This is a genomic window from Brevibacillus sp. HB2.2 (genome assembly GCF_013284275.1).
In the GTDB taxonomy this organism is placed as follows: domain Bacteria; phylum Bacillota; class Bacilli; order Brevibacillales; family Brevibacillaceae; genus Brevibacillus; species Brevibacillus brevis_D.
In genome coordinates this window covers 1-10,071 of the sequence record NZ_JABSUV010000072.1, presented here as the reverse complement: position 1 = coordinate 10,071, position 10,071 = coordinate 1, and the positions used below count along the sequence as shown (strand labels likewise).

Sequence of the window (10,071 nt, the reverse complement as noted above, 5' to 3'; positions counted from 1 at the left end):
CTGATATAGACCATGATGAGGTTTTCATCCCCTATGTATTCCTGCCCCCAAACATGCTCGTAAATGGATGCTTTTGTAAAAACTCTCCCCACATGCTTCATCAGTAAAGACAAAATCTTGAACTCGTACGATGTCACTTCTTTCTGCTGTCCATTTTTGTACAGCTTACAGCTCACCAAATCGAGCATGACATCGCCAATTTGTATGATTTCATGGTTCTGCTTTTCACCTTTGGAAAATACATCCATTCTCCTGAATAACGCTTGAACTCTGCTGACGACTTCTATGGGGTTAAAAGGCTTCCCCACATAGTCGTCAGCGCCAAGCTGCAGTCCAATAATTTTATCCATATCGTCCGATTTCGCGGACAGGAACAAAAACGGAACTTCGGAAATATGTCGCATCTTTTTTAATAACTCGTATCCATCCATCATCGGCATCATAATATCAGCAATAACCAGATCGATTTGCACGTTTGAGAATACAGCCAGCGCATCAACCCCATTACCTGCTTCATAAGTAGCAAACCCGTAATTTTTCAAATAAATACTGAGTAGTTCACGAATTTGTACTTCATCGTCGATGATCAATATCGTTTTGATTGTACTTCCCTCCATCGCCTCATGTCGCAACGAAGCACAAACAAGAAGTCACGGCTTGTTGTACACTAAAATAATTGGTCTGCAAACCGAGATAGTAACGCAGCCGCTTCTTTCCTTACCATCGGCTGCTCTGATTTATAATCGAGACTGCCATCTTTGTCTTTGACCACTTCTGGTCCGTATAATCCTTTTGCCACTACGAAATGGACTCCCTCTAAAGCCCAAGCATCTGTCCTACCACTCAAATTGGCTTTTTTCGGCTCTGCATGAAAATAGCCAAATGCCATGCGCCATACGATGTTTGCTGCTTCTTGACGCGTCAATGGCTCGTTCGGATAAAATTTGCCACCAGCAGATGCTCTTAGTAAACCTAACTCGTAAGCTGCTTGAATTTCCCGCGCATACTTGTTACCTGAAATATCCGTGTAAATCAGTTTATGCTTTGATGGGGCAACGCCACTCCACTTGATGAACCAGCCAACAAATTCTCCTTTTGTTATCTGTTGTTCGGGCGAAAAGAGATTGTCTCCTTCCATATCAGCAAAGACACCGATCTGTCTCAGGTGATAAATATAGGACGCATATGGATGGTCATTCTCCACATCCTGATAACGTTGCGGCTCAGGCATTTTTTCTGCCCAACTATCTGTTTTTAACTCGTAATAGAAAGCCTGCACATCTCCGTGATCGTTCAGCTTAAAAGCAGCTTTACTACCTTGTTCATCCTGGAATAAGAGTGGCTCCACCTCATATAGGACATGTTCTCCCAGCGAGTCTTTTACAATGAGTTTGCCGCCTTCAGCACGTATACGAGTCGTCCACATCCGGTTTCGCAAATCGCTGTATGTCCCTTCAAACTTCGTGAGTTCTTGTTTCGCTAACTCAAACGCTCCCTTTTCCTTCTCATTTTTCGGGTAGTAATGATCCATAAACGCTTTAATCAAAGGTATACGAATTTCGTAGTCCTTATTGACTGTAACGAATACTCCCACTTTTTCTTCCGGGATCAACCACATCCCGGTATGGTATCCTTGTAAATCCCCTCCTTTTTCAATAACATATTGTCCATTGTAATTTTGCTGGTTGCCATATTCGAAACCAAGCGCCATGTTATTCAGCTTTGGATGCACGGAAAGATGAGGTCTGTGCATTTCTGCCGCCGTTTCTTCTTCCATAATCGTCGCATTCCCAAGCTTTCCTTTATTGAGATGAGCAATCATGAATTTAGCCATATCAGAACCAGTTGAGAGCATTCCACCATCAGGAAGCTCAGTTGGTACCATTGCATAAGTCGGGATCGGCTGTCCGATAATATTATAAGGCACAGCCAACCCTTTGACTATTGATGGCGTCAGTCGAAAATCACTATTTTTCATGCCAAGCGGCTTAAAGATGCGTTCCTTCACGTATTTACCAAATGGTTTTCCTGCTACTTGTTCCACAACATAACCTTGAATGTCGAAGCCGAGGTTGTCATATCTGTAAAACTCTCCTGGCTTGCGAATGATATTTGGGAGATTGTCCATAACGTATTTCTTTAAAGAAACCTCCCGTTTCAAGTCGGTTGTTGAACCGTCAGAAGTGTCTCCAAAGTCAAATCCAGTGGAGTTCGTTAACAGATGTTTCATTGTAAGAGGAGTGCCTGTCTTATTCGGAATCCGGGCACCCCCCATATATGCGGATACATCTTTGTTCAAATCTATTTTTCCTTGCTCCGCCAATTGCATAACGGCTGTAGCTGTAATAACCTTGGATACTGACGCTACACGAAATACAGTCCGATCAGGATCGACCGGAATCTTCTTCTCTACATCCGCATATCCATACCCTTTTTTAAAAAGGACCTTGTCTCCTTTTACAACTACAAACGTAGCTCCTGCCATGTTGTTCTTAATTTCTGACTGGTTAAAAAATTCATCTGCAAATTGCTCTACCTCTCTCGGATCATCCGGCCCAGATACAGAAGATGCGAACACTTTGGTTGGAGAAACAACTCCGCTTACAAGGCTGACACTCATAGTAGTTACAATTACAGTCGCCATTAATGTCTGTAACTTCGAAAACATTTTCATAAGATTGCTCCTCTCCTTTATCCTTATTTCCTTCTCTAGAAGAATACACAATCAGTCTTAATCGTATTTCTATACAACCTTAATAGAACATGAATTTTTTGCTTGTTCATGCAAAAACCCCTGATTTCTCAGGGGCACGCTCCTCTATTCTCTCGATATCTGTCTCATATCCATATACAACACATTCCACCGATGACCATCCAAATCAGCGAAGCCTGCCCCATACATCCCCGGACCATGCTCCCGAGGCTCACTGAAAACAGTGCCCCCAGCCTCAACCACCTGACGCATCAACTCATCCACTTTTCCCCTGCTCTCGGCATCAATCGAAAACAACACTTCCGTTCCGCGTTTCGTATCTGCCAATTCATTTTGCGTAAACGATTGGAAGGTATCCTCTGGAAACAGCATAATGAGCATGTTTTTCTCACCAATCACCAAGCCCGCCATCTCTTTGCTATTCTCATGGCGAGGATGAAAAGAGAATCCGAGTGCGGCAAAAAATGATTTGGACTTTTCGAGGTCCTTGACGGGCAAATTGATCCAAAGCTCTTTTGTCATGGGAAATTCTCCTTCGCGTTTTGTTTGGATGATACTCATTCTTCTCCTTTAAAGCATAGCAGAATCATGCTCGAACGCTTCTTCTCGATTGCTATTTTTTGAAGCCTTCCATTTCTTTAATGCCCTCTACAATTTGCCGGAGAGGCTTCTTCATCTGCAAGACGGTGTACCGGGTATAGAAATAAAGGGCGATGAACAACAGAACGGCAAACAACGCTATAAAGATTCCAAGTGCCAATGATAGATTTTCCAACCGCTGAGGAATTTTCCATAACAGAACATAGCTCTCACCCTCTGGCCCTTGCGCTTGATAGACATGGTAGAAAATTAAATCATCGTTTCGCTGTATGTCCACTTTAGCGTACAGCATTCCAGCGCTATATGTCATGATATTGTCTTCCTTGTTGCCTTTTACATAGATGACTGTCCCCGATTCATCCACGATCTCAAACCATCTGACGTATTCGTCTAACAACCGACTATCAATCTTTTCAAAAGGGTATTGGTATATTTTACTGCCGTCCACTTGGGTCAAATCAGGCGTTTTATAAAATAGTTGTTCATCAGCAGGTCTGTCCCCAAAAGAGCAATCATAATCGTACATACGTGAGAGCAAAGATCCACAGAGTGCGTGGCGATGACAATCAGAAGCAAGACAAACGAGGGAACGCTTGTTCAAGTTGTTTGTGACGAAGCCAAAATAAGTGCGAAGCGTGTCGGCCCTTATTGTATTGTTGGATTCTTGACACGGGGAACATTTTATTCTCTAAAGTCTTCGGCTAAAATCAAAAACGCGCCTAAAACCATGGAGGTTTTGCGCGTTTTGTCGGGACGAATACCGTGTCAGGACGGAATGTTCATAGCGGTCTGAATATTTTTCAGATCGAGCTGAATTTGCTCCGGAATATGGTAGGGATGGTATAGGCTCCGCTGCATCATGTAGTTTGTTATCTTTTCATGGGGGTCATGCGGCTAGCAACCCGTCAATTAAGGTGAGCAGTGAAATCCAGGCGGCAAAGTAAAAACACTTCGTCAAATTATTCTCACGAGGTCTGTAGATGTAATAAAGACTGCTCGCAACAGGCAACCACACCACTTTGAACGTGATATTCAAATCCGAAGCTTTGGGAAATTCACGCAACGGGTGGGCTACCAAATCAAATTGAACGAGCAATAGTTCTACCATTCATACCACAGCCTGACACGCAAGAAAGCACATCACATTCATGAGCTTTCACTTTTGGAACAAGGAAATAGATGGAGGTCACGCACACAAAGCAGAATAGCAGCAATAAATTTCGTTCCATGTCCATGGCCATAGCTTGTACAAGGAAGGAGGATCCTATGCATAGTGTACTTCTTTTTATTCATACTCTCGTGGGCGGTGATACTTAGGCAAAAACACAACGCCATTTACTCGTTGTCCGTCATAGACACGAACTTGCGGGGTTCCCGTAAAAATATTTTATTATTCAGGCACTTGAACCACATTCAGTCATATATAGGTAATAGCAGTTCGAACCTATTGAGGAGGATTTTATACAAGTGATGTTACCGAGTGAAAAGTATTTCGGTAAGTTTGAGGCGGTTTTTTTATTTTACGGAGCCATGCCTACAGGCGTTACTGTTTCTGAAACCGGACGTATTTTCATTTGCTTTCCGAAATGGGGAGACGACGTTAAATTTACGGTGGCTGAAATCGTACACGATACATTACAGCCTTATCCTAGTTTAGACGCTAATGTGGTAAGCCCATCGAATATCACAACGTCCTTCGTTAGTGTCCAAAGTGTCGTTGCTGATGGAAATGGAACGCTTTGGGTACTGGATACAGGAGCTCCTAATTTCTCAGAACCTATCAAAGGGGGGGCGAAGTTAGTCGCTGTAGATTTAAATTCAAATACAATAAGAAGTGTATATACATTTGCGGAAGATGTTGTCCTGCCAACTACTTATCTGAATGATGTCCGATTTGATTTTCGTGTTGGTAAAGCAGGTTATGCTTATATAACGGATTCGTCATCCCGAGGACCAGGAGCCATTATTGTCGTTGATTTAGAAACGGGTTATGCTTGGAGACGGTTAAACGGGGCAAATTCAACTTCGCCCGATCTCTTTCTCTTACCGAAAGTTGAAGGTAAAATCTTGATGAATCGAAACAACGACGGATCTACTTCACCCTTTAGATTGGCATCCGATGGTATAGCGATTTCCCCGGACGGCAAGATGTTGTATTTCTGTCCTCTCTCCAGTCGTCATCTGTACTCGATTTCAACGGAAGCCCTCAGAGACCGAACGATACCGGATATGAATTTACAGTATCACGTAAAGTATTGGGGAGAAAAAGGTGCTTCAGATGGAATGATCACCGATGCAAAAGGAAACGTTTACGCTGGAGATTATGAAAATAATAGTATTCGGAAGATATTGTCAAATGGAATAATGGAAACCATCGCACATGATCCGAGAATTTTATGGCCGGATACTTTTTCTATTGGTCCAGATCAATACTTATATTTCATCGTGAACCAATTACATCGGCAGGCAAGATTTCATTATGGAAATGACCTGCGGCAGAAGCCTTATAGTTTACTCCGTATGAAAATAGACGAACCACCTGCTCGTACCTTTTAATAAAAATTTCACTTTACAATGTTGACTCTATTTGCATAGAAAATGTATTTTATGACTTTATAATTATTAAGAATTTGGAGGCTGCCCCTCGGCAGCCTGTTCAGCTAACGGGGTTCGATAGTTCAATGGAGAAACCTAAAACTTTATTATCACTGAACAGCATTAGTCAAATATTAAAGGGAGCATTCCGTACAACTGAATAAAAAGAGGGTTTACCATCATACTAACTCCTATTCATGGAAAATGGAGGGCGTAGGATTCATGTCGATGTTTAAGAATTTTTTCAAATCCCTAACCTCTAGCGAGATAGAAATGGATATTGAACCAACTACTCATCAGGAAATGGACAATGATACACAAGTAGCAACCTTACAGCATACTCTTTACGAATTAGCTGATTGTGCTGATTTAACGCATAGAAGATTTCCCGAAATTCAAACTGATATTGTCTATTTTGGGCATTTAGTGAGCAAAAATGAACTGCGTACCGATGTCATTCAACCTCTCCTTAATATTCAATTGGATGAGTTACATAATTTACCATCGTGGTCTCAGTTTGTTGAGACTCAAAATACAAAAGATGTAATTTTGGGGATTTTAAGTGGAAGTGTCGCTGTTTTTACACCCAATGGTACTTATGTTGTAGCAGCCTACGGACCCGCCACAAGAAATGTGGAAGAATCACAAACCGAAGCAGTTATAACCGGACCTCACGAAGCTTTTGTAGAGTCCTATGGCACAAACCTCGCATTAATCCGAAGGCGAATTCGAAGTTCACACCTTAAAGTGATGAAGTTTGAAGTAGGAGAAATAACGAAAACAAGTGTCTACCTGCTATACATCAAGGACATTGTAAACATGGCGTACGTAGAAGAAGTTGTGAGTAGAATTCAGGACATCGAAATCGATTCTATTCAGGACACAAATATGTTGGTTCAATTCATCGATGAATGCCCGTATTCTATTTTTCCACAATTTTTAACGTCGGAAAGACCTGATGTAATTGCCTCGAAATTGGTATCAGGAAGGGTTATTGGTATCGTTGAAGGAAGTCCTACTGCCTTTTCTGCACCAACTGCGTTTTTTGAGTTCTTTTCATCGCCGGATGATTACTACCAACGGTGGCTCTTGGGAACAGCTTTGCGTCTGCTGCGATTTACTGCCTTTGTCATTACAGTTGGGTTTACAGCTTTGTACGTTTCTGTAACCACCTTTCACTACGAAATGATTCCGGAAACTCTATTGCGTACCCTAGTTGAATCAAGGGGTCGTGTTCCCTTCCCGCCTATTTTCGAAGCTTTGCTCATGGAAGTGACCATCGAACTCTTACGCGAAGCAGGAGCGAGATTGCCTACAAAAGTTGGTCAAACAATCGGTATCGTTGGAGGTATTGTCATTGGTCAAGCTGCTGTACAAGCCGGATTGACCAGTAACATTCTTATTATTTCCGTCGCATCTTCGGCAATTGCTTCCTTCGTGATTCCCAGTTACATCATGAGCGCTTCCATTCGATTAATACGTTTTGGGCTTATTATTATGGCTGGTTTACTGGGGAACTTTGGGATTATATTCGGTATTGGTCTCGTGGTCATTCACATGTGCGGAATCACAAACTTAGGAACGTCTTATGTAACGCCTATTGCCCCTATGAATCTTGGGGATTGGCGCGATGTATTCATACGAGCACCTTTTCGGGCAATCAAGCTTAGACCCTCTCAAATCAAAACACCTAATGTTACTAAGCAGAAAATGAGACGATAAGGATGGGTTACATGTGAAAGAAAAACTGAGTAGATTTCATATTACCATTCTCATCTATATGACCCAACAAGGAGTCGGGATATTTAGTCTTCCTGGTGTATTGGCAACGTACTTTGGTACCAATGGTTGGGTTGCTTTGTTTATTATATTGGCGATAACCAGTATCAATATCTTCCTCATTCACTTGGTTTATCGCAAGGGAAATGGGGAGTCAGTCTTTACTATTCTTGAATCCGCAATTCCTAAGTTTCTATTAGTGCCGCTATACATAGGTTTCATTGCTGTCTGGTCCATATTTTCGTGTTTAATCCTTCAAGAGTACGTGTTGATTCTACAAATGATGTCTTTTCCGACAGTGCCTACCTATATATTCAAATTCATCATTGATGCATTTGTCGTTCTCATATTAGTAAAAGGAATCTACGTCATCGGAAAAACTTCTACAGCCTTCTTCTTTCTTTCTGTGTGGTTGGTACTATTGGAGGTATTCGTCGTTAAAGAATTCAAATTTTCACGTTTTACCCCATTCCTGTTTAAAGGAGATACCAATTTTCTTGAAGGTGGATATCATGCTTACTTTTCTTTTCTGGGATATGAACTTTCTTTATTTCTTTTTCCCTACATAAACCAAAAGAGTAAGTTCACTAAATCGGTATTAACCGGAAACCTTTTATCCACGATTGTTTACTTATCGGTCAGTATTATTGCTTTCGGATTCTTCGGGTATGAGCAATTACGAAACATGCTATATCCACTCCTTGACCTTCTGGCTTACATACGATTGCCTTTCGTTGAAAGAATCGAAAACCTCTTGTTTGGTTTCTTTCTCTTCTTGGCTACATCCACTTCCGTCATGTATTACTGGGCATCGGTGGAAACGGTGAAAAGAATGCTTCCCAAAATCAAAACGAATGTTATCGGCTTTGTCCTGGTCGCTGCTACCTTTTTTTATTCCATACAATTCGATGCGATAAGTGATTTAAAGAAAGTGTCTTCATTTCTTTCTAAAATAGAGATTGGGATTGCATTCAGTTTACCCATTATGCTTTTACTCATCTTACTTATCAGAGGGAGGAAACACGACAATGCTTAAGTCCAATTGCCGCATCCTATTCATTATCGTGTGTTTCCTCGCAGGATGCGATGACCAAAGAACAATTGAAGACCTTGGCTTCATACACACGGTTGGGTACGACCTACCTGAGAAAGTAACAGAACCAGGTATGAGACGAGTCATGTTGAGTATTCCTAATTTGGAACATCAGAAAACCGAGAAAAGACAAGTCCTTACAGCAATCTCAAAAGGAAATAAAGAAGCAAGAATAAAACTAGCCCAACAAACAGATAAACAACTCGTTAGTGGTCAAATTCGAAATGCTCTGTTTGGCATCGACATAGCAAAAAAGGGATTGCTCAATTACATCGATACGCTTGTTCGTGACCCTGCTATCGGTCCAAACGTAAAAATTACCATTGTTGATGGAAGTCCCTATGAAATTTTGCACAAGAACTATCCACAACACAAGGTTACAGGGAGATACATTGATAGACTTATTGAAAAAGAAGCGCAAGTTCAATCCGTACCAGAAGCTACGGTATACACTTGGAGCAGAGATTTCTACGACGATGGAATTGACCCTGTTGCACCTTTGATACGTGATGCAAAAGACCATGTAATGATAAGTGGAGTGGCACTTTTCAACGAACACAAATACGTAGGTAAAATAGAACAGAAAAATGGGGTCATCTTCTCTTTCTTACGAGGTGATTTTCGTCGTGGAGAAATAAGCATGGAGGTTACGAATGAAAAAACGAAGAAGAAAGAAATCGTTTTGCTTAGCTCATTAATTAATAAACGTAAAATTGATGTAATCAAAACAAATCGTCCTACAAAGTATAAAATCATCATGAAAATTGCTATCGTAGGTTCTGTTTTAGAGTACGATGGAAGCCTAGAGTTAAGTGATGATAATCAGAAGAGGAGTTTAGAGAAAGCCATTGCCCAATACATCAAAAAAACTGCTCACAATATCACTGCATACATGCAGCAAGTGCAAGCAGATGGATTTGGTATTGGAACAGCTGTACGAAATCATTCGACGTACGAAGAGTGGAAAGCGATGAAATGGCATGAAGTATATTCAAACTTGGAAGTGGTGCACGATATTGAGGTGAAAATCCGTGATTTCGGCAAGTTAAAATAAGAAAAAGGACGTCTTCTTTTTGAAAGATGTCCACCAGGCATGAAAGAACGGCTGATAATAAGGGCTCATACAAATTTATTCGATCGTTTTCCGATGTCACAAATCAGCGCCTTACATTGTTACATGTTTAAAACGTAAAGGGGCTAAGGAAATGAACGACTTTAGAAGCATTATCATCGATTGTGGTCATGCAGGGTTTCATGCTCTTAAAGCAATAAAGGAAACGACTCGGGGCAT

General features: G+C 41.3%; 9 protein-coding genes. 4 read left to right on the top strand and 5 right to left on the bottom strand.

The features are described 5' to 3' along the window. The 5 genes from HP401_RS35460 to HP401_RS35440 all read right to left on the bottom strand — a co-directional run. Positions 1–617: response regulator transcription factor (locus tag HP401_RS35460; RefSeq protein ID WP_254457229.1), on the bottom strand; the 617-nt coding region annotated here is incomplete at its 3' end. A 50-nt stretch (positions 618–667) separates the two neighbouring features. Next, positions 668–2,674: a serine hydrolase domain-containing protein gene (locus HP401_RS35455; protein WP_173607556.1), complete on the bottom strand. Its 2,007-nt coding sequence runs from the start codon at positions 2,672–2,674 to the stop codon at positions 668–670. A 144-nt stretch (positions 2,675–2,818) separates the two neighbouring features. Next, a complete protein-coding gene (locus HP401_RS35450; protein WP_173607555.1) occupies positions 2,819–3,235 on the bottom strand; it encodes a VOC family protein in 417 nt (138 codons plus the stop codon). A gap of 91 nt (positions 3,236–3,326) precedes the next feature. Next, positions 3,327–3,839 (bottom strand): hypothetical protein, encoded by a 513-nt coding sequence (locus HP401_RS35445; protein WP_254457228.1) that lies wholly within the window; start codon positions 3,837–3,839, stop codon positions 3,327–3,329. 360 nt (positions 3,840–4,199) lie between these two features. Next, complete coding sequence (locus tag HP401_RS35440) at positions 4,200–4,421, bottom strand: CBO0543 family protein (RefSeq protein WP_173607554.1); 222 nt, start codon at positions 4,419–4,421, stop codon at positions 4,200–4,202. Between the two features lie 353 nt (positions 4,422–4,774). On the opposite strand from HP401_RS35440, the gene HP401_RS35435 reads away from it, so the two are divergent. The 4 genes from HP401_RS35435 to HP401_RS35420 all read left to right on the top strand — a co-directional run bounded on the left by HP401_RS35435 (position 4,775) and on the right by HP401_RS35420 (position 9,834). Beyond that, the gene (locus tag HP401_RS35435) at positions 4,775–5,869 is read left to right on the top strand and encodes an L-dopachrome tautomerase-related protein (RefSeq protein ID WP_173607558.1); all 1,095 of its coding nucleotides are present in this window, start codon (positions 4,775–4,777) and stop codon (positions 5,867–5,869) included. Between the two features lie 261 nt (positions 5,870–6,130). After that, entirely contained in the window at positions 6,131–7,630 is a 1,500-nt protein-coding gene (locus tag HP401_RS35430) for a spore germination protein (protein WP_173607553.1), read from the top strand. A 13-nt stretch (positions 7,631–7,643) separates the two neighbouring features. After that, a complete protein-coding gene (locus HP401_RS35425) occupies positions 7,644–8,723 on the top strand; it encodes a GerAB/ArcD/ProY family transporter (protein ID WP_173607552.1) in 1,080 nt (359 codons plus the stop codon). Further along, entirely contained in the window at positions 8,716–9,834 is a 1,119-nt protein-coding gene (locus HP401_RS35420; protein ID WP_173607551.1) for a Ger(x)C family spore germination protein, read from the top strand. Before HP401_RS35425 ends, HP401_RS35420 begins: the two co-directional genes overlap by 8 nt. Positions 9,835–10,071 lie beyond the last annotated feature (237 nt).

What these genes read in the sequence shown, in the direction of transcription:
- HP401_RS35445 (WP_254457228.1), bottom strand. Translation starts at nt 3,839, where the DNA reads ATGTACGATTATGATTGCTCTTTTGGGGACAGACCTGCTGATGAACAA.
- HP401_RS35430 (WP_173607553.1), top strand. Translation starts at nt 6,131, where the DNA reads ATGTCGATGTTTAAGAATTTTTTCAAATCCCTAACCTCTAGCGAGATA.
- HP401_RS35450 (WP_173607555.1), bottom strand. Translation starts at nt 3,235, where the DNA reads ATGACAAAAGAGCTTTGGATCAATTTGCCCGTCAAGGACCTCGAAAAG.
- HP401_RS35455 (WP_173607556.1), bottom strand. Translation starts at nt 2,674, where the DNA reads ATGAAAATGTTTTCGAAGTTACAGACATTAATGGCGACTGTAATTGTA.
- HP401_RS35420 (WP_173607551.1), top strand. Translation starts at nt 8,716, where the DNA reads ATGCTTAAGTCCAATTGCCGCATCCTATTCATTATCGTGTGTTTCCTC.
- HP401_RS35440 (WP_173607554.1), bottom strand. Translation starts at nt 4,421, where the DNA reads ATGGTAGAACTATTGCTCGTTCAATTTGATTTGGTAGCCCACCCGTTG.